This is a genomic window from Elongatibacter sediminis (assembly GCF_037892215.1).
Lineage (GTDB): Bacteria > Pseudomonadota > Gammaproteobacteria > Xanthomonadales > SZUA-36 > Elongatibacter > Elongatibacter sediminis.
Map to the genome: position 1 here is coordinate 117,025 of NZ_JAZHOG010000005.1, position 19,655 is coordinate 136,679.

Here is a 19,655-nt window from a genome sequence, read left to right on the forward strand (position 1 = left end):
TCATGGCTCCCTGCCCGCGGAAGACGTGTTTACCGTTGCGTGATGCATATGAAACTGACAACCAATCCGTTTTTTCAGACAGCCGCTTTCTCACTGCCTCGCGTTTTCCGCATCGGAAAGGCGCTTATCATATGCATCGTCCTGGGCCAAATCCTCTCCGCCCTGCTGGCCCCGGTCTCGGCCCTGTTGCTCGGAAAAATCGCAACCGTCGTCAAGGACATGCTTGCGAGCCCAACCTCTGATCTTGCCCCCCTCATTCCCTGGATCATCCTGGCGGCCGTTATCACCGTGCTCCTGGTGACCAGCAGCACAACCGTACGCTACTGCACCAACTGTTTGCGCGACCGTCTGCAAGCGGTCATGCAGCACGAAGTGGTGAGCCACATTTCCTCGCTCAATCTCGAGAGAATTGAAGATCGGCAGGTCCAGGACATCATCGAGCGGGGACAACAGTCCCCCGGAATGAACATGCTGCAATTCACAACCGGTGTGTTCACGGTCACATCCAGCCTGCTCAGCATCGCCGGCCTGATGGGCGTTCTGATCTGGGTCTCGCCGGGCTGGGCGACCGTCATCATGCTGGTCAGCATTCCGGCTCTCGTCGGTAATCGTTATCTCTCCCGGATCAACTTCAACATTCAGCGGAAGCAGACGACCGCCCGGCGGTGGAGCCGGTATTACACGTCGACCCTGACCAACCGGAGCATGATCCCTTCGGTCACGACGCTCGGAATCGCACCGCTTTTCCTGCAGCGATTCATGCAAACCATGGGGGAGATCAACCAGGTCAAAAGAGGCTTCTACCGCCTGCGCGCTTACGTCACGCTGGGTGCGACGCTGCTGGTCGTCGTCACGCTGATCGGAGCGATTCTGACGGTCGCCCGGGAGACCACGACCGGCGCCATCGAGATCGGAAAATTCACCGCCTTCTGGGTTGCCGCCTGGCGTATTCAGACGGCGCTGGCGAAGTTGGGTGCCGCTCTCTTTACGATTTCGGAGTCGGAATTCAATATTTTCAATCTGCGCGAACTTTTCGCTTTGAAAAACACGCTGCCACCAAGTGGAGATATTCAACCCAGGCGGGAACTGGGCGATATCGACATCAGGAATCTGAGCTTTACCTACCAGGGAACCACCTGGCCCGTTCTCAAGAACCTGTCGATGTCCATTCGCGAGGGAGAGACGGTGGCCATCGTCGGCCCCAACGGGTCGGGAAAAACCACGCTGGCAAAACTCATCGCCCAGCTCTACATGCCGACCGCCGGTCAGATCGAAATAGATCACCGCCCGGCTGTGGAATACGACCGCGAGCGGCTTTACAAGCACATTTCCTTCGTCACCCAGAATGCGGTTCAGTTCGAGGCCACCGTGCGGGAGAACATCGCCTTCGGCGACTGGGAAAGACTGCACGACGCCCCGGACGTCGTGGCCGAACTGGCTCACCAGGCTCAGATAGCCGAGATGATCGCCGGAATGCCGCAAGGCTTCGACACCCTGCTCGGGCGCAAATTCGGCGATTACGACATTTCCGGAGGACAGCGCCAGAACCTCGCGCTGACCCGGGCCCTGGCTTCGAACCCCGGCCTGGTCATTCTGGACGAACCCACATCGGCCCTGGATATCCGGGCCGAATTCAATCTCTACTCAAATATCAGAAACCTCACCCGCGACAAAACGACCATTCTGATTTCCCATCGCTTCACGACCGTGCGGATGGCAGACCGGATTTTTGTCCTTAATGAAGGCCGCATCACCGAATCGGGGACGCATGACGAACTGATCGTGCAAAACGGAATTTACGCCGCCATGTTCAGGATGTATGAAGAAATGAGTGGAGCCGGTTAGCTTCGATGGGGTCCCCGGCGGGAGACACCCGCACGGACTTTTGCCTGCAGCCTGCCGAGCAGACTTTGCGTTTTCTCCGCAGGACGGGGCACTTCAGGGGAGTGCTCCACGCCCCGCCACTTGCTCCAGACCTCGTCCACCGTGTAATGCTCCGCGAGCAATTCATAGTCCTTCGCGTAATAATCAACCAGCTTTTCGAGTTGCGATTTCGTCAGGTCCCGCACGGAGTATTTTTTTCCGCCGGTCTGTCTGCGCTCGAACTCGACCGCCTCGCCGGTCAGCGAGGAGAGGTCTTTGGCAAGCCTTCCGAGTTCTTCCATTTTATAGACGTGGGTGTAGTCTTCGAGATTCCGGCCTTCAAAAAAATCCACCATGGGCCGACAATGGTGAAAAATGGGTCTGATCAGCAGATAGTCATCGAAATGCTCGATGAACTGCCCCAGGCCCGGGGTGAAGTAAGGGATATCCCAGTAGTGGTGAGCAAAGTTTTCCCTGACAAACGCTTCAGACAACTCCTGGTGAAACAGAACTCTGTTCTTGTAGGCCGACAGGACCCGCTCAATCGGATCCCTGACCACGACAAATGTCTTCTCACAGGCTGAAATCTCGCCACGCTTGTTCCGCCGCATGTAGGTGTGGACGTGCATACCCAGCTTCTTGTGACAAAATGCCTCACCTTCTTCGAGTTGATAGATCGCGGCCTTGATGCTGGTGCTGGCAACCTTGGGCAGGTCCCGGTACCCCAAGCGGCCGTTCAGGAAAACAATATGTTTCATCCAACCCTCCTCCGATCGACAGCCCCGCACCGGCGATCTGTGTCCGCCTGTGGCGCGCCATGTTCGGACCGACGTGGCAGTTCGTGACCCGCGACCCAAGGTTATCGTAAATCCTTTTCAGTCAGAGACAACATCATGACGAAAACTTTCATTCTGGGAATTGGCGCCCAACGAACCGGGTCGACCTGGCTGCACGCCCAGCTGAGAAAGAACCGATCGATCAACATGGGCCTGTGCAAGGAATACCACGTGTTCGATGTGTTGTTCACCCCCTACCTGCCGAACTATCGACGTGGACTGACGGAGAAAATCAACCGGGGCCGGGAAGCCGGTGAGCAAGTCGCCCGGGAACTGAAGTTGCGCTCTTTCCTCGAAGATCCAGGCAACTATTTCAATTATTTCCACGACCTATACGAACGTAACGCCCAAACGCAGGCCGTAGGCGACTTCACGCCGAGCTATTCGATGCTGGATGCCGATGCGTTTCGGTTTATCCGCTCGGGGCTGAATGAACGGGGATTCCGGGTCAGGGTCATTTTCATGATGCGGGATCCGGTCGAGAGAGTCTGGTCCATGTTTCACCAGGCCGCAAAAGTCAGAAAAGCGCTGGAATCCAACCAGAAGAGAGTCGCCACGCTTGTTACCTTCACAAACCCGGAAGCCAGCATGAGAACGCGCTACGATCGCACCATCGCCGAGTTGGAAAAAGTTTTCCCGCCAGACGATATTTTCTATGACTTCTATGAGCGGTTCTTCACGCCCGGCTCGTACTCGAACCTGGGGCGATTTCTGGATATGGAATTGGAGAATCCGGATTTCGCGACCGTCAGGAACAAAAGCCTGGAGAAGTCGGAAGTACCCCCCGACCTGGCAAAACAGGCCGCCCGGCATTATGCGCAGACCTATCGGTTCATTCGCCACCGGTTCGGGGAGCAAATGGTCGACCTGTGGCCGGGTTATCGGGACCCGCCTAGGCAGTCACCGCCCGCCGTCCCCGGTTCGGTGGCCGGAATTCGAACAGGTCGCCGCTTGCACCCCGATACGTCTCGTTCAGCATTCTGTTCGAGGGGGCGAAGGCCGCGTAAATTCTCCGATAGTCCTCGACGGACGGCCTGTGCCCTTGCCCGGCGAAACACGACTCCACCAGCCGGACGATCTTTCGTCGGTTTGGCCTGATAGCGTTCCCGGCGCGGGGGTATCGGCGCATGAATCGGTTTACCGACAGGAGGATGCGTTGACCCGCGGTATTGATGGATGCATTTTGACGACCGACGTCCGTGTCCAGGATACCCACCAAAGAGGGGGAAAGGCAGGACAAGAACTCACGGGTCAGGCTCTCCCGCAAAGGATCGAACACCCTGACCTCGATACGACTCCTGCCAAAAACGGACGCCCAGGTATTGAGCATCGCGTAATAATTGAAGCGACGATTCTCCGGCACGCACTTCCTGAGGAAGTCCTGGAATCCGGATGTACCCCCGCCCCGCAACGACGTGGAGTAAAGCGAAACCGCCGCATCGCACTGCTCACGCACCCAACACAGGATTCGCACACCGGAGAACCGGGGCGCAATGAGCTCACGAAACCTGGCCACTTCCTCTTCCGTTTTCAGTCGCGTCGAAAATTGCTCGCTGGACGTGATCACTGTGTGAATATCTTCACCGAGTGCCGCGCATTCGTCATGGAAACGTGACCGAAACTTCTCTCTGAACAGGGCCCGTTGCTGAGGATTCGCACTCCGTCGTCGGCCAAAAAAGTCGTCGACACTCTGGTCATCGATACAGTAAGCGGGAACTGCCCGATTATTCTTCGGGCCGGCACACTGCAGAAAGTGAAACCCCTGAGCCCTCAGGGCTTCCCGGTTGGCGAACAGCATCTCCTGAACGGTCGTCGTCCCGGTTTTCGGGGTTCCGATGTGTGCTATCAAGTTCATGTGTCATCCATTGGGCCAGGTCCGCTTGCACGGGACTGAAATCGCCAGCACGGTGCAAGCGGTTCTTCACGCGCATGAAATTTCTGTACTCTCGCACCTTCCGGGGGCCTTTGAACCGGCTTGTTGACCAGTGAGCGAATTCATCGACGGCCGTGTCCTTTATCTCGAAAGCGCAGACCTCAGCCAGGCATGCGACCGGCAGGGGAAGATCCCACGTCAGCTGTTCCCATAACTCCCCCCCGATGAAGTAAACCAGCGATGAATTGGGAAAAACCCGGATTTCATCATTGATCTCGGCCACAGCTTCGTAGGCTCTATTCTCACCGTCGATGTAAACCGTTTGAACCGGGAAGCTACCCAGCGACAAACCTGTGCCGTCCGTAAACCGCGTCAACCACCGCCGAAACTTCGACCGGGACTCTGCCACCGGCGTCAGCAACATATCCGCATCCCACTTGCAGACCACGCTGTAATGGCACTGACCAAGGCACCAGTTGTAGTAATAGGCGAGATTGCGGACCGAGTTTTCAGGTGTCGAGGCGTGCTCCGGGCCACACCGCGCCACGCGGTGCGGGTAGGAAAGAATTCTTATTTTGTCGTAATCGCCTCCGCGCTCCCTCAGAGAGCGCACCACCTGGAGCGTGGCATCTTCACTCGCGTTGTCGATGACCACGACTTCGTCGAAGACATCGATAATGGATGAAAGGCACGCCTCGATTCGACGCTCTTCATTTTTCACCCGCAGCATGGCGCTCACGCCCGCCGTCTTGCGCCGCCTGGGAAGGCGGACCGGGTATTCCTCGAGCGACTCGAGATTTTCAAAATGCCGTTCTTTGCCGAAAACCGCCCAGAAAACACCGGATAATTTTCCGGACACTCTTCGCACCACGCTCTGGAACAACCTGAAAAACCGCTCCGCATACTGGATCATGAGTTTGCCGAAAGGCAGAAAAATGACCAGGTACCGGATCAGGCGAACGAGCCGATCCATCCTGGTGAAATCGGATGACAGGAAGTATCGGTGCAGCAGCCATCCCGGCAGGTGGTGGGGTTCGAGCCAGCTCATCGAATCAGGCTGCAGTTTCAGGAAGTTGTCTTGCGCGAAAAGATACAACTTCATCCGCTCAGCCCGGGGAAGTTCACGCGCGACCTTGGGACAAACGACTGAAACCCAGTACGTATAAAGCCTGCGAAAGAGGTAATCATGAAGAGCGTCTTCATGCTGGGAGAGATTATTCGCAATCAATCGGGCCGATGTTTCCTCCTCGATAAACCGATCCAGAGACCAGGTGTTTTTCATCATCCCTGAAGGACGAATCCGGTACGCGTAGTAACACGCCGAGGTAGAGGACACGCGATCGGCCCGAGTGAGGGCGGAGGACAGGAAGATTCCATCTTCTCCGATGCCGACTTCCGGAACGAACGACAGGGCTTCGCGGTCGATGAATTCCTTGCGGAAGAGATACAAAAACACCGACCGGTAACACCACAATTCCCGGTCGCGGTCAAAAGCCCCGTTGATGAGGTCCAGCTCATTGGTGATCAGAGACGTCAACCTGCCGGATTCGTAGTTGCGGCCGTTGAAGCGCAGAACATCACAAGCTTCCGACTCCGCAAATTCATACAGATCCTGCAACAGGTTGTCTTCGAGCCAGAAATCATCACTGTCCAGATGGATGATATATCGACCGTGAGCGACTCCAACACCGGAGTTCCGGGCCTCCGGCAAACCCTCGTTGACGGGCTTGTTGACGACGACGATGCGCTTATCGCGCTGCTGGTAACCACGCACCACATCGATTGAATGATCCGGCGAGCCATCGATGACCACCACGACTTCGATTTCCCGCAGAGTCTGGCCCAACACGGATTCGAGGCAATCCGGCAGGTATTCCGCGGTGTTGTACACCGGAATGATGACGCTTACTTTGGTGTCCGTTGCCATCATCCTCAGAACCCGGCGTTATTCCTGGACCGGCTGGACTTCTGAAACAGGGAAATACCCTCTCCCAGACTCTCGATTTCCTGCAGGTCGCTTTTGTATCTCGACCTCAACCGGTTCCGGACCGATTCACCAAAGGGCGAAAACTTTCCGCCAATTCCTTTTCTGTAAAAATGCCGTGACAAGGCTTCCAGCACCACCGGCGCTCTTGCTCGCGAACAAAACGGATGAACCACACCCATGATCTTCACCGCGAAATGATTCGCCGATTCGCGCGGCCTTTCTCCGCTCAGCAAGTCCCATCCGGTGTCGACTCCGGTCATGGCAGCCACCCAGTGCGGCAGCGTCTCACGATACGTCTCATAGGGAATGACGATAATCTTCGTCTGAGGGAAAATATCACGCAGGGTCAGGATAACCGGAACCCAGCTTTGCTCATACCGGCCTGAGAAAAAGCGACCGAAGCGCCTGATCCTGAAGTGAAGCAAGGCTTCGCAGTACAAGGCCGGAATAAACTCATCCATGCTCCGCACGGCTATCCATATCGTCGTATCCTCAAACCCCGACACGAACTCCTTCAACCGTCCGGCCCGTTTGCCCAGATGGCGGTACAAGCGCCGGGCACGATACGCGTCATTCGCTTCACCGAGAATATTCTCCTCGGAAATAATCAGGCTCCGGCTTTGCGTGCTTCCCAGCCGCACCAGGTAATCATCGACCGCTCCCCGACAACGCGGGTCCAGAAACCTCGAAGCCCGGGTCACGTTTGCCCTGAATTCATTCAATGGCACGTAATGTGCCGCATGTTCATACAATCGCCGATTGCACAACATGACGCGCTGAAAGTGAGTGGACGCAGTCTTGTGGGCGCCCAGGTGCAAGTGCAATTCCATCTACAGGTCCTCGCCGCACTCACGATACAGGGTTCCGACTGACGCAATACGCCGCATTGGGAGCCGTGAACCGTTGAAAAGGGCTTCGGTGGGCAACAGACAATGGCGGCCCGCCTCGAACCACGGTATCGACAACCCGGCGATTGCCGGATACTGGAAGCCCGGATCAGCGCATATTGGCATTGATGCTGTCCAGGCGGTTAAAGAGTTCGTAGTCCTCGGTGTAGAACTCGCGCAACTGGGAGAGAGTATCTCCCGATAGCTGCGCTTCGGTCACCCCGGGCTGGCTCACGTTCACGCGGGGTAGGCGAGCGGAAACACCCAGCGCCTTGCACACCTTGCGATAATGAGGTTCCAGCTCATGGTACGGAATAATGTAGTCGGCCAGGAGCTTTCCGTCGCTGGAAACAAAAAAGTCCCGTTGCAGCCGTTTTGTGCCGTCGGTTCGAATGAAGTTCCAGTCTTTGCGTTCCCAGAATGCGTCGAACGTCATCTTCCCGGGGAGCGCGTTGGGATTATTGCGGCGTTTCCGGTAACGAAACCAGGACAGAATCCAGCTGACCGGATCTCGCATCACGCCAAACTTGAAAAACCGGTGGAACCCCACTTCGCTGAACAGGGACTCAAATTCCACCCGGGCGTTTTCAAGATTGATATGTTTCCGGTCGGGCGACCCCTGGTAGACGACGTCTGCATGCCGCGACAGGGATTTCTCGATCGACGTCGAGGCCGCCTTGGAATTGGCAACGAAAACAAACCGCCTACTGATACTGATAAGCAAGCGAGAGCTCCGATTTCTGAAAACTTCGTCAGCTTCCCTGACGCCCAGGTTTCGACTCCGTGACCATTACGGAAACGGTTGGTCGAACGATGGGCAATATGCCAAAAACCAACCCGGGCGTATACCCCGAAGGCTGGAGCCAGAGTTGGCTCAGAGTCTAATTTTCCACCCTGAACAGACCGGGGCCGCGAATACCGCGGGCCCCGGAAGCTGGTGCCACTTCCATTGCTCAGTTATCCGATTGAATATCGAAGAGGTTCAACCGGGTAACCCAGTACTCGGTATCGGGCTGCGGAAAATCGAAGTACCGGGCATTGTTCACGTAAATCGAGTCACCGAAAATGCCACCACTGGCGACACCGTCGAGGCTGTCATCGGTGAGGAATCCCACGCGCTGACCGGTAAGCAGATCATCATCCAGCACGACGACCTGGACCATTTCCGGCTCGGGCCCGAACGAAGGCGTCATGATGAACAGGACGTTATCGTGCAGGGCGATTCCATCGAGAAACCCGCTGAGCGGGGGGTCGACGATGATTTCCACGGAATCCCCCGTCGCCGGATCCACTTTGAACAACTGGGCATTGTTGGAATGTCCCACAACCAGCGTTTTGCCATCGGGTGTGGAAACGATACCGTTACCGGCACAGCAGAAGGGGTCGGCGTTAATAAAGTCGTCGGACAAGGGAATCACGGTTGCCGCGTCCGCGTGCGCTGGCAGGCGTCCGCCGGGACCCAGGGGCAAGCGGTAGAGAAACGGCTGGAATGAATCCGTGAAGTAGACCGCATCGCGCGTAATCGTCAGATCATTGATCACCGTCGACAACTCCGGCGCCAGTTGATACTGCATGAGTTCTTCGCCACTGTCCGCATCGAACACGTAGGCATTGCCATTCTGGCATCCGGCGACGAAGAGGTAATTGCTGCGCCGGTCGACACGCATACCCAGCTTGTAGCAATCCGTGAACAGGTCGAAACCCGGTTCGGCCGGCACCAGGACCTCCCCTTCCCCGGATCGCAGGTTCATCTTGTAAATGGATCCATCGATCGATCCGTTATAAGCAGTGTGAGACCGGCCGATCGCGAAGCCTTCGGGTGGGGCGCCGTCCAATGCGGGTACGATCCCGGGAAAGGAATTTCCCCCTGCGAAGGCGGCATTCGTCATCAAGCTGAGGGCGAAATAGGTAAGCAATGAACGTACGGGTGACCTTGGCATGGAATCCTCCAACCGGCTGTGAATCGGTTTACAATGACTAGCGCGCCCGGTCTCGCGGCGCAGGCATCAGTGTTTCAGGGAGACTTCCGGATTACCTGATTCAGGGCTGATTTATTGCCGATGAATCGCTGATGCGCGCGAATATGACCGCGCACCGGACAGATTCTGTGCTTGTGAAACTCCATCGGGTCGTTTGCGGAAGCCGGCGGGTGGGCAGAAAAGGGAAACACGATTTTCAAGAGCGGAATGGACACTGGGCGACATTACCGGTTCGGGCAATGGCACTTCAACGCCAATACCGGCGACCTCGCCGACGCACAATCCACCACGCGTCTTGAACCCCAGGTTGGCAAGCTTCTCGAGTATTTCCTGGGTCACCAGGAACAGGTCATCAGCCGCGACGAACTGATCGCGCACGTGTGGGATAACCGGGTCGTCTCCGACGATGCCATCAACCGCTGCATATCAATCCTGCGGCAACTGCTGTCCCCGGACGACAAGTCGGCGTATATCGAAACGGTCATCCGCCGCGGTTACATCGCTCATTTTCCACCCGCTCCGGAAGCACGACGCGGCAGCATGCGTTTTTCCGGCAGACGCAAGTACCTGGCCCTGGCACTACTGGGAACGCTCGCTGTCGTCGGCATCCTTCTGTTGATCGGGCAGTCAAAGCAAACGCCCCCGAAGCGTTTCGGGGCGTCGCGCGAGGGCCCTCCCGTGGTCGCCGTCTTGCCGTTTTCAACATCCCACGAGGAAAGCGACGGAGCATTTTTCGCCGAAGGCGTGCACGATGACCTCCTCACCCAGCTGGCGCAACTTCAGGCCCTGCGGGTAATTTCACGCACCTCGGTGCTGGGCTATCGGTACAGCGAGAAGAACCTGCGCGAGATCGGGCGCGAGTTGGGCGCCGATGCCATCCTGGAAGGCCGTGTACAGACTGTCGACGACCAGATTCGCATCAACGTGCAGCTCATTGACGCCTCTAGCGACGAACACTTGTGGGCCCAGACCTTCGATCGTGAATTATCGCCAAAGAGCCTTTTCGCGATGCAATCGGAAATATCACGCGCCATCGCGGGCGCCATGCAAACCACGCTGACCGAACGGGAAACCTCGCAACTGTCCGCATTGCCGACCGACAACATGGCGGCTTACCGGGCCTATCACGGGGCGATGAAAATCCGGGATAGCGACAGCGTCCACAGCCCGGAGTACCTGGATAACCTGGAACGCGCCGTGGCTCTGGACCCGGACTTCGTCCGCGCCTGGGCCGAACTGGCCGGGCTGCTCAGTTTCGAGTACTTCAGCCACCCCGATCCCGCGTTGATCGAACGGGTGGAAACCATCCTCGAACAGATCCAATCGCTGGCCCCCGAGTCAGCCGAATTCCTGGTCGCCCAGGCGTATTACACCTATTACATACTCAGAGACTACGACCCGGCCTACCAGTTGATTTCGCAGGCACACGCCCTGCGGCCCGGAGATGTGCGCGTCCTGGAACTGAAATCGTGGATCGAGCGCCGCCTGGGAGACTACGAAGGCAAGATCAAGTCCGTGCGCCTGGCCCGCGCCATGGATCCATTGAACCCGCTCTGGCAGAGAACCCTGGTCTGGAGCCTGGTCACCTACCATCGTTACGATGAAGCCGATCGCGAAATCGACAACGCTGCCGTTCACGACTACTCGCTGGGAATCGTCAAACGCACGCTTCAGGTTCGCCAACACCGGAACTTCGACCGCTGGGCGACAGACATGGCTGCCCTTCAGGAAGAGTTCGAGGAGAACGCCAATCCGCTGTACCTGTGGGACGCACTCGTGGCCGCCCGACAATTCGCCGCCGCGGAGGCATTAGTGCGCTCCATGCCGGCCGACCAGGAACGTATTACGGGCACTACGCTTGGGGACCTGGACGACAAGGACTTGCACCGGATTCTGACCGACTGGCTATTGCAAAAAACCGACAGTCTCCGTGAGGTGCCACCCCGCCTGCAGAACAATGCGCAGCGGGACCTGGCATTCGTCGGCACGGGCCGTGCGACGGATTCGATTCTGGTGTCGGCCCTGCGGGCAGCAGTCGCGGGCGATACACGCGAAACCGAGCAGAAGCTCCGCCGCTGGCGCCGTGAAATAGCCAATGACCTCGCGCATCTTTCCGCGCAGAGACACTTTTCCTGCCGCGTTCTCGGCATGGCGGCCGCGGCCGCGGCGGCTGCCGAGTGTATTCGCGACGCGCTGGAGGAACCCAGCGGCGTCATGCCCTTCATCGAACCCCACCTGCCCTGGTACGACCCCGTTCGGGAACAACCGGAATTCATGCAGTTACTGGCGAATCTCGAATCGCCATAACCCGCCAGGCCGGGATCAGTCCGGGCCGGTAGCCGGAACCTGCACGGCGGCGGTATGACGGTGTCCGATCCAGAATCCTGCGGCCAGTGCCACCGCGGCCATCGCCCAGACGGCCACCGCACCCGTCGGCAGGTCGAAAATGGAGGATGCGACGATGCCACTGAAGTACGACACGGCACCGATACCGTATCCGAACCACAATCGCTTCGGCCCTTTTAGGCGCCGGGTAGCCAGCGCCGGCAGGATCAGGCTGGCGAAGACCAGATACACGCCCACGACCTGTACCGACGCCGTCACCGCGAACGCGAACACGCCGTAGAACCCGATCGTGCCCAGGCGCTCGCGAAACCCGAACCACAGAACGAGCAACACCGCGTACAGCAACGCGATCATGCCGAGCATGTACCAGGTGGTCCACAGGATCTGACCCACCAGCAATTCCTTGAGGTGTTCGCCGGCGTGCGGATTCTCTGCCAGAAGCAGGATGCTGCCGGTCGCCGCGAGCACGAACAGCGTGCCAATCAGTGCTTCCTGGGTGCGCGGCCAGCGTTTTTCGGTCCAGTTCATGGCGGTGGCGGCCACCAGAGCCGCACCCACCGCCGCGATCTGCACCAGCCAGGGATTCTGCTCCCAGCCGAACGCGCTCGCGGCAATCACGCCCGCGCCGGCAACCTGGGCGATTGCCAGGTCGATGAAAATGATGCCACGCTGCAGCACGACCTGGCCCAGCGGAACATGCGTGCTCAACACCAACAGACCGGCCACGACGGCCGGGCCGATAATGCTCCATTCGACCGCAACCCAGCTCACTGGACAGCCCTCAACAGGCGGTCGATCATGTCGTCGAACAGGCTGAACAGATCGGTCGCCTCGTCGCTTCCGCCGACCGTGGTCGGCAGCAGCACGGCCGGAATGCCCGTCTTGCCCGACAGCCATTCGCTGGGCCGGGGGTTCTGGTACGCCTCGTGGATAATGAGATCCGCGCCGCTGCCGTCGGTGCCCAGCATCTCCAGCAGTTCCGCCAGATGTGAACTGGTGGGTGGAATGCCCGGCAGCGGTTCGAGCGTGGCCACTTCATTCAGTCCGAGCCAGGCTTCCAGGTAAGGAAAGCTCTTGTGGTGCGCCACCACACGTTTGCCGTCCAGAGCCTTTGCGCGCTCCTCCCAGCCGGCGACCGACTCATCCCAACGGGCCAGGAACGTCTGCAGCCGATCCGCGTAGAAATCCGCGTTTTCAGGATCGACGCGGGACAACCGCTCGGCCAGCCGTACCGCGACCGTGCGGATGTTACGCGGGTCCATCTGGATGTGCGGATTGCCCTGCACGTGAACATCCCCCTGCGAGCGGTCCACCCGGTCCGGCACCTCCAGCTTGCGCACGAAACTGCTGGCTTCGAACATTCCATCCTTGCCGGGCAGAACGTCCGGGTTGTTGGCCTTGCCGAGCAGCGCCGGCAACCAGCCGATCTCCAGTTGCGCACCGGTGCAGATCACGAGGTCCGCCCGGCGTACGCTGGCGATGAGGCTGGGGCGTGCCTGGATGTAATGCGGGTCCTGCCGGCCATGGGTGGCCGATCTCGCACTCACTTTCTTGCCCCCGAGTTCCTCAGCCAGTGACGCCCACTCGGGTTCGCAGGTAAACACGGACAATGCGGCGTGTACCGGGCCGCACAGCATAATGCCCGCGCCCAACACAAAGGTCATGAACGATGCTCGAATCATGTTGTTTTATCCTTAAAACGTGTGGGCGCCGTGGGCGCCGATGCTGTGGATGTACTGAAGGCCGAACTGGTCGTCGTCGTATGCGGCCGACTCGTCACGGTTGTACTGGAAGCGAAGCCGGCTGAACTCGCTGTTCGACCAGTCGACCATCATGCTGTAGCGCTTCGGGTCGCCGCTGCCCGGAAATAACGGGGTGTCCACCCAGTGGGCCGAAGGCAGATCGGTTTCCAACTGGTCGATACGGGCGCCAAATCGCCACTGGGGGAAGGGCTGAAACACGGCCTGTACGTACCAGCCACGCTGGCTCACGCGCCAGGGCGCGGCAAAACCGTCCGGCAGCGCGTAATCACCATCTTCATCGCGCCAGAGATACTCGGCCTGCAATTTGAAATTGCGCTCGCGCCAGTTGCCGTAGGGCGCCCACTTCCAGACGAAGCTGGCGATATAGAGATCGGTTTCACCATCGAATCCGAGGGGATCGTCCTCGTCGCCAGACTCACGGCCTTCGGCCTCGGCGTGGAGCCACGAAAACCCGGCCAGCCAGCTGTGGCTGATGCCGACATCGCCACCGCTCCTGGCCGAAAGCGTGTAGGCGCCCACCCCCGAGTTGACGGCTCCACCAGCGGGATACCGGTCGCCGCGAACCAACTCGCCACTGAGTTCCAGATAGACCGGCGTCGGAGCCAGCCAGCGCAACTGCAGGCCGTCATCGAGATACTGACCGCCGAGGAAGGCCTGATACGGCAGGGGCTGATCGGTGAAATCCCAGGAATGGGAATGCTGATTGTTGAGATAGCCGATATTGGAGTATGAACGGCCCAGGCGCAGCGACAGGCCGGCAGGCAGCGCAAGCGTTTCGACCCATGCTTCTTCGATCTCCACCGCGGCTTCGCCGTCCTCGTACACGACCGGCAGTGTCAGCCAGGCCGTGAACTTGTCGTCGACGTTGGCCGAGATGTTCAGCTCCGTCTCGGCCAGCGAAAAGCCCTCGGGTACCGGGCCGGCCTCGCCGCCCAACGGAAAACCGGGCACGGCGTAGCTTTCCGGATCCTCGCCGTACGCCCAGGCCTGCCCCTGGAAGATCACGCCAATCGCCGGATTGAAGGAATTGTCGGGTGCAACCGATACGCCGGAGGCCCGGCTCGCGGGAGCTGACAGAGCGCTACTGGCGGCCTCTTCTTTCGCCTCCCGTGCCTCATTCTGCGCCAGTTCCGCGGCGTTGTTCGCTTCGCGTGCCGACTGTTCGGCCACATTCAGTCGGCGTTCGAGATCCGCGATGCGGGTCTCGTATTCGTTCCTGAGTTCGTTCAGTTCCTCACGCAGAACCTGAACGTCGTTTGGCTGCGGCTCCGCCGCGAATGTGCTGGTCCCGGTCATGGCGACACAGGCCAGCAACACTGATTGCAATAAGCACTTCAAGGTCGTACTCCCGCTTGAAAGACAGACCAATCCATACCGTGGCGGTATGGACGGCGAATCGTCCGGCTTCAGGGGGAGACAGGCGGCGCTCTCGATCGCTTGTTGACGACCCGCGCGCACGCGACCGGCAATGGCAGGGGGCCGTCCGGGGTCAGCACCTGACCGGCTTCGACAACGACGCCTGGATCGGCCGGCAGCGGTGCGGACACCGGGCGCTCCTGGCAGACGCACCAATCGCAGCCGGCCGGAGGGGAATACAGATGCGCGGAGACATGACCCGCGAACACCAGGTTGCTCGCAACGAGCAACAGTGCGAACACCAGTGAGCGGATTCGGATGTTGTACAACACAACTTACAGTCTAGCCAATTTTTCGTAACACGCACTTGATCCAGGTACGCTCGCGCCGCACCAGGCCTCCGAGGGTCAAAAACTTCTGACCCGCCCACCCACGATCGTCATCTCCACCCGGGTGTCACGGATGGCGTCTTCGGGCACCGTCAGCAGATCCTGTGACAGCACGACGATATCCGCGTACTTGCCGGGCTCGAGACTGCCTTTGACGTCTTCCTCGAACGCGCCGTAGGCGGCGTTGATAGTGTAGCTGGCCAACGCCTCTTCGCGGGTCATCACCTGCCCCGCGACAAAGGACTGGCCATTGTTCATTTGCCGGGTGATGGCCGCATGGATGTTCGCGATGGGGTCGATCAGCTCCACCGGCACGTCGGTGCCGTTCATGACGGTGGCGCCGGAGTCGATCAGGTCACGCCACAGGTGAGTGATTCGTTCGGCGCGCTCCACACCCAAACGGGCATAAGTCCAGGGGCCGTCGGACGTCGCATGCACGGTCTGCACCGATGCGATCACGCCGAGCCCGGCGAAGCGTGGCACATCCGTGGGATCGGTATGCTGCACGTGCTCGATGCGCCAACGCAGGCCCGCGCCATCCTGCACGCCGGCGCGCCGCCAGGCGCGCTGGTAGAGATCCAGGGTCTCGCGATTGGCGCGGTCGCCGATCGCGTGCGTGTTCACCTGAAATCCGTGCTGGATGGCGAGGTCGCCCGTCCGCTCGATCGACTCCACGGTCTCGACGACCAGACCGACGGTGTCCGGCTTGTCCGCGTAGGGCTCCAGCATCCAGGCGCCGTGCGCGCCCAGGGCTCCGTCGATCATCCGCTTGATGGCCCGCACGGTCAGATAGTCGTTCCCCTCCGAAACCATCCGATAGTCAGGCAGCCGCTCGGCCATCGACTCGTTGGTCTCGGATCCAACCATCACGTACAAACGCACCGGCAATGCCCCCTCGGCCTCCAGCCTGCGCAGGAAGTCGATGGTCTCGAAACTCGAACCGGCATCCTGGAAGGACGTGACGCCATTTCTCAGCGCGGTTTCCGAAGCCAGCCGAACCCGCTCGCGGCCGACCCGCTCACGCTCGCTGTCGGGCAACGCGGCCTCGTATTGTTCGATCAGAGGTGTGAGGAGCCCCTGCGCGGTCTCCCGCATCAGGCCGGTGGCATCACCCCGCGCATCGCGAACGATGGTGCCACCCGGTGGATCGGCCGTTTCCCGGTCGATGCCGGCCAGCGCGAGGGCATGGTCGTTGTAGTAGGCGGCGTGACCGCTGGCGTGCTGGAGCTGCACCGGATGATCGGGGGAAACGGCGCTGAGGCCGTCGTTCGACGGCACCCCGTCCACGGACCCGAACGGCGTCTCGTCCCACTTCTCCTGATGCCAGCCGGTGCCGAAGATCCACGCCCCCGGCGGTGCGGTCTCGGCGGCCCGCGCCACCTTCCCGACGATCTCGTCCCAGCTCCGGGCATCCCGAAGATCCAGAACCTGCATGGCCCGACCGAGGTACATGAAGTGACCATGCCCCTCGATGAATCCCGGCATGACGAAGTGGCCGTCGAGTTCGATCACGCGCGTTTCCGGCCCCACCAGCGCCTCGATCTCATCCCGATCGCCGACAGCCTGAATTCGATAGCCCCCGATGGCGAGGCTGTCGGCGATGGTCCGCTCCGAATCCATCGTAGCGATCTTGCCACCCAGCAGCACCAGGTCGGCGGCGGGTGGCGAAGACTCTGCCGGCCCGGCTTCCGCCGGTGACGGATCCCGCCCGCAGCCGGCCACCAGCACACTGGCCAATATGCCCAGCAACGCGCCCTTCAAAACCGGGCCGGGCGGATTACGAAACAATCGGTCTTTCGTCTCTGCTGGGTTCATGCGCGCTTCCTCGGCAACACCGGCACCAAGACAATTCTGGGCTCAGAGTAAGGAGACAGAGTAAACCGGGAAAGCGTCTCGCGAAACACGCCGACGAAGGTTTCTGCACCGGGTGCTTCCGAGCTAGCTGCATCAGCTGTGTCCTCTGCCCCTTTATTCTGACTCCGAAAATTCCGCCTTTTTCGCTGCCTGCGGAAAGGGGATCCGAGATGTCTGTTCTGAGCGCGGAGTTTCGATCCGGCCGCCCGCCTGCCAGCCTCCTTTGGAACCCATATCGCCGAACTCTGGTACGGTTGGTCGCCGGGACATAGGATGAGGAGACAACGATGGCGCAGACCCGCGCGGGGCTATCTTTCGTGGTGGCTCTGGCCACCGCGCTCTACGGCGCGACCGTTCCGGCCGGCAACTCCGATCCGGCACCCACCCGTTACCCGATCGCGTTCACAACCTCGGTGACCGGAACAGCGGATTTGTCGACCTGGTCGGATGCGGGTGGACAGACAGGCACCGCGGCCGCCGATGCGATCTGCCAGGCAAGGGCGACGGCGGCGGGACTGGCCAACCCGCAGAATTTCGTGGCCTGGCTGTCGACCAGCACCGACGACGCCTACTGCCGCGCCCGGCAGGCGACGGGCAAAAAAGCCGTGTGTGAGTCAGACCCGAACAATCCGGACGCCGGCCCCTGGCAACGCACCGACGGAGTCCTGGCGGCCGGAGTACTCGACGACATGGTCAGCGACCACGTATACGTTCCACTGATCGTCGATGAGTTCGCCAACGATATCGCCGGATTCCCCGCGGCCTGGATCGCCACGCAGCCACCTGGTGTGCTTCAGGGGACGACCTGCGACGACTGGTCCGATGCCGCCGGCGGCTCCGCCAGACTGGTGTCCGTGTTCAACACGACCTGGACCACAACCGGCTCGGGGGACTGCGCGTTGGAACGCCATTTGATTTGCCTGGAATCCGGTCGATCTGCCCCGCCGCCCGAGCTTCCGCCCCCCGCGGACAAGCGCATCGCCTTCATTACCAGTTCACCCGGCAACGGAGAACTGGGCAGCTGGCCGCAAGTCGATGGCGGCGCTGCGGGTATGGCGGCGGGTGACTCTATCTGCAACACGTTCGCCCAGGACGCATCCCTGCCACACGCGGGCTCCTACAAGGCCTGGCTTTCGGACGGCACCACGGACGCCCGCGACCGCTTCGTCAACGACGGACCCATCCATCGCGTGGACGGGTTCCGGGTGGCCTACAGCATGGCGGACCTGACCAAGGGCACCATCGAGACGACCATCCACCAGTCGCAGGCGGGTGACTACCTGCGCAACCGGGCCGTGTGGACCGGCACCATGGCCGACGGCACCGCGGCCGACGATCACTGCGCGGGCTGGACCACCACCGAAGCGCAGGGCCGCAGGGGCACCAGCTACAGCACGACGCAGAACTGGACCCAGGGGCCGATTTCCGTCTGCGCGTCCACCAACGGCTACCTCTATTGCATCGCCGATGTTCCTGTCGACAACTTTTTCGACGACGGGCTGGAAACCGGGAACTTCTGAACCGAACGCGGCCCGGAGCATGACCCGCTGTGGGTCTGGCCGCCTGTCCCGCCAGGCGGTATCGAATCGCCATTCAGGCGCCGTGCGACATCAGATCCACGCCCCCGGCGGTGCGGCCAGAAAGGCAACACATGCGATGATCAGCACCACGCCCGACCACTGTTGCCAGTTCATTCGTTCCTTCAGGAAAACCCGCCCCAACACCACGGTGACGCCCCCGAAACAGGAGCCGACCACCGCCGTGATCTCCGGGTTGGCCGTCAGGCCACCGGCCAGCGTCGCCAGGAATGCACCACTGTCCAGCACGCCTTGAGCGGCAACCAACGGCCACCACTTGCGGGGCAGGCTGAACTTGCTGCGCGGCGATGCCAGGATCAGTACGATCAGCGCGGCCAGGCTGATGAGCCGGGCCATCCAGGTCGTTTGCAGATGACCAAAGGTGCTGGCCACCTGCTGACCGGTGATGATGGAAACCGCCAGACACACAGCCGCAAGCAGGGCGATCGTTACCGTTCCCCCCGGGAACGGTGTGGAGGGAATTTTGTCCGCGGCGCCCTGTGCCTCCGCAACATGGAAGAGTGAAATCACCAGCACTCCTCCCATCACCCCCAGGATCGCCAGCCATTCCAGGGGATTCGGAATTTCCCCGGCGAACACCGCAGCGACAACAACCAGTGCCGGATAACTGGAGATGATCGGCGCAGCCACCACGATGGGACCCATGGCAACGGCCTGGTAAACGAACAGGGTGCCGAACATGGCGGCGACACCGCTCGCCACCACCAACGGCATTCCTGCCTGGCCATAGACCAACGGGTCTGCGTCCAGCAGAATCCCCAGGGTCAACACCAGGCTCCCGGCACAGAGCATGCCCAGCAATGCGTTGTGCGCACCCAGGCTCCGACCGGAAAACCGGGCGGCGAAGTCCGCCACGCCCCAGCCGAATGCGGCCAGGAGGCCGAGAATCCCAGCGTTCATGGTTTGACCGAAGAAAGTGGATCA

15 protein-coding genes are annotated in these 19,655 nt (G+C 60.2%); 4 read left to right on the plus strand and 11 right to left on the minus strand.

Annotated features, from left to right (window positions below):
• Positions 1 to 48: 48 nt before the first annotated feature.
• Complete coding sequence (locus V3330_RS09000) at positions 49 to 1,845, plus strand: ABC transporter ATP-binding protein (protein ID WP_354695079.1); 1,797 nt, start codon at positions 49 to 51, stop codon at positions 1,843 to 1,845.
• Here V3330_RS09000 and V3330_RS09005 read toward each other — a convergent pair.
• Positions 1,842 to 2,621 carry a sulfotransferase family 2 domain-containing protein gene (locus V3330_RS09005; RefSeq protein ID WP_354695080.1) on the minus strand — a complete coding sequence of 260 codons (780 nt, stop codon included), beginning with the start codon at positions 2,619 to 2,621 and terminating at the stop codon, positions 1,842 to 1,844. The genes V3330_RS09000 and V3330_RS09005 overlap by 4 nt on opposite strands.
• A 135-nt stretch (positions 2,622 to 2,756) precedes the next feature.
• Between V3330_RS09005 and V3330_RS09010 the strand changes: the two genes are divergently transcribed.
• On the plus strand, positions 2,757 to 3,797 hold the full coding sequence (locus V3330_RS09010; RefSeq protein ID WP_354695081.1) for a sulfotransferase domain-containing protein: 1,041 nt from the start codon (positions 2,757 to 2,759) through the stop codon (positions 3,795 to 3,797).
• 626 nt (positions 3,798 to 4,423) lie between these two features.
• Here the strand turns inward: V3330_RS09010 and V3330_RS09015 are convergent.
• From V3330_RS09015 to V3330_RS09030, 4 genes are all read right to left on the minus strand, one after another.
• Positions 4,424 to 6,502 (minus strand): glycosyltransferase family 2 protein, encoded by a 2,079-nt coding sequence (locus V3330_RS09015; RefSeq protein WP_354695082.1) that lies wholly within the window; start codon positions 6,500 to 6,502, stop codon positions 4,424 to 4,426.
• Between the two features lie 2 nt (positions 6,503 to 6,504).
• Positions 6,505 to 7,389 carry a hypothetical protein gene (locus tag V3330_RS09020; RefSeq protein ID WP_354695083.1) on the minus strand — a complete coding sequence of 295 codons (885 nt, stop codon included), beginning with the start codon at positions 7,387 to 7,389 and terminating at the stop codon, positions 6,505 to 6,507.
• A gap of 166 nt (positions 7,390 to 7,555) precedes the next feature.
• Positions 7,556 to 8,170: a sulfotransferase family 2 domain-containing protein gene (locus V3330_RS09025; RefSeq protein ID WP_354695084.1), complete on the minus strand. Its 615-nt coding sequence runs from the start codon at positions 8,168 to 8,170 to the stop codon at positions 7,556 to 7,558.
• A gap of 229 nt (positions 8,171 to 8,399) precedes the next feature.
• Entirely contained in the window at positions 8,400 to 9,197 is a 798-nt protein-coding gene (locus V3330_RS09030; RefSeq protein WP_354695085.1) for an SMP-30/gluconolactonase/LRE family protein, read from the minus strand.
• Positions 9,198 to 9,632: 435 nt separating this feature from the next.
• Between V3330_RS09030 and V3330_RS09035 the strand changes: the two genes are divergently transcribed.
• Complete coding sequence (locus tag V3330_RS09035) at positions 9,633 to 11,732, plus strand: winged helix-turn-helix domain-containing protein (protein WP_354695086.1); 2,100 nt, start codon at positions 9,633 to 9,635, stop codon at positions 11,730 to 11,732.
• A gap of 15 nt (positions 11,733 to 11,747) precedes the next feature.
• Here V3330_RS09035 and V3330_RS09040 read toward each other — a convergent pair whose 3' ends face one another.
• From V3330_RS09040 to V3330_RS09060, 5 genes are all read right to left on the minus strand, one after another.
• Positions 11,748 to 12,542: a metal ABC transporter permease gene (locus V3330_RS09040; RefSeq protein WP_354695087.1), complete on the minus strand. Its 795-nt coding sequence runs from the start codon at positions 12,540 to 12,542 to the stop codon at positions 11,748 to 11,750.
• The gene (locus V3330_RS09045) at positions 12,539 to 13,453 is read right to left on the minus strand and encodes a metal ABC transporter substrate-binding protein (RefSeq protein WP_354695088.1); all 915 of its coding nucleotides are present in this window, start codon (positions 13,451 to 13,453) and stop codon (positions 12,539 to 12,541) included. Before V3330_RS09045 ends, V3330_RS09040 begins: the two co-directional genes overlap by 4 nt.
• 12 nt (positions 13,454 to 13,465) lie before the next feature.
• Positions 13,466 to 14,872 carry a putative porin gene (locus tag V3330_RS09050; RefSeq protein ID WP_354695089.1) on the minus strand — a complete coding sequence of 469 codons (1,407 nt, stop codon included), beginning with the start codon at positions 14,870 to 14,872 and terminating at the stop codon, positions 13,466 to 13,468.
• A gap of 68 nt (positions 14,873 to 14,940) precedes the next feature.
• Complete coding sequence (locus V3330_RS09055; protein WP_354695090.1) at positions 14,941 to 15,222, minus strand: hypothetical protein; 282 nt, start codon at positions 15,220 to 15,222, stop codon at positions 14,941 to 14,943.
• Positions 15,223 to 15,297: 75 nt separating this feature from the next.
• Entirely contained in the window at positions 15,298 to 17,094 is a 1,797-nt protein-coding gene (locus V3330_RS09060) for an amidohydrolase (RefSeq protein WP_354695091.1), read from the minus strand.
• Positions 17,095 to 17,420: 326 nt separating this feature from the next.
• Between V3330_RS09060 and V3330_RS09065 the strand changes: the two genes are divergently transcribed.
• Complete coding sequence (locus tag V3330_RS09065) at positions 17,421 to 18,653, plus strand: hypothetical protein (RefSeq protein ID WP_354695092.1); 1,233 nt, start codon at positions 17,421 to 17,423, stop codon at positions 18,651 to 18,653.
• Between the two features lie 90 nt (positions 18,654 to 18,743).
• Here the strand turns inward: V3330_RS09065 and V3330_RS09070 are convergent, their stop codons facing one another.
• Positions 18,744 to 19,631: an EamA family transporter gene (locus V3330_RS09070; protein WP_354695093.1), complete on the minus strand. Its 888-nt coding sequence runs from the start codon at positions 19,629 to 19,631 to the stop codon at positions 18,744 to 18,746.
• Positions 19,632 to 19,655: the final 24 nt, after the last annotated feature.

Excerpts from the sequence above, each read along its gene's own strand:
- V3330_RS09035 (WP_354695086.1), top strand. The coding sequence starts at position 9,633 with ATGGACACTGGGCGACATTACCGGTTCGGGCAATGGCACTTCAACGCC.
- V3330_RS09020 (WP_354695083.1), bottom strand. The coding sequence starts at position 7,389 with ATGGAATTGCACTTGCACCTGGGCGCCCACAAGACTGCGTCCACTCAC.
- V3330_RS09005 (WP_354695080.1), bottom strand. The coding sequence starts at position 2,621 with ATGAAACATATTGTTTTCCTGAACGGCCGCTTGGGGTACCGGGACCTG.
- V3330_RS09000 (WP_354695079.1), top strand. The coding sequence starts at position 49 with ATGAAACTGACAACCAATCCGTTTTTTCAGACAGCCGCTTTCTCACTG.
- V3330_RS09010 (WP_354695081.1), top strand. The coding sequence starts at position 2,757 with ATGACGAAAACTTTCATTCTGGGAATTGGCGCCCAACGAACCGGGTCG.
- V3330_RS09070 (WP_354695093.1), bottom strand. The coding sequence starts at position 19,631 with ATGAACGCTGGGATTCTCGGCCTCCTGGCCGCATTCGGCTGGGGCGTG.
- V3330_RS09060 (WP_354695091.1), bottom strand. The coding sequence starts at position 17,094 with ATGAACCCAGCAGAGACGAAAGACCGATTGTTTCGTAATCCGCCCGGC.
- V3330_RS09045 (WP_354695088.1), bottom strand. The coding sequence starts at position 13,453 with ATGATTCGAGCATCGTTCATGACCTTTGTGTTGGGCGCGGGCATTATG.
- V3330_RS09015 (WP_354695082.1), bottom strand. The coding sequence starts at position 6,502 with ATGATGGCAACGGACACCAAAGTAAGCGTCATCATTCCGGTGTACAAC.
- V3330_RS09065 (WP_354695092.1), top strand. The coding sequence starts at position 17,421 with ATGGCGCAGACCCGCGCGGGGCTATCTTTCGTGGTGGCTCTGGCCACC.
- V3330_RS09030 (WP_354695085.1), bottom strand. The coding sequence starts at position 9,197 with ATGAACCTGCGATCCGGGGAAGGGGAGGTCCTGGTGCCGGCCGAACCG.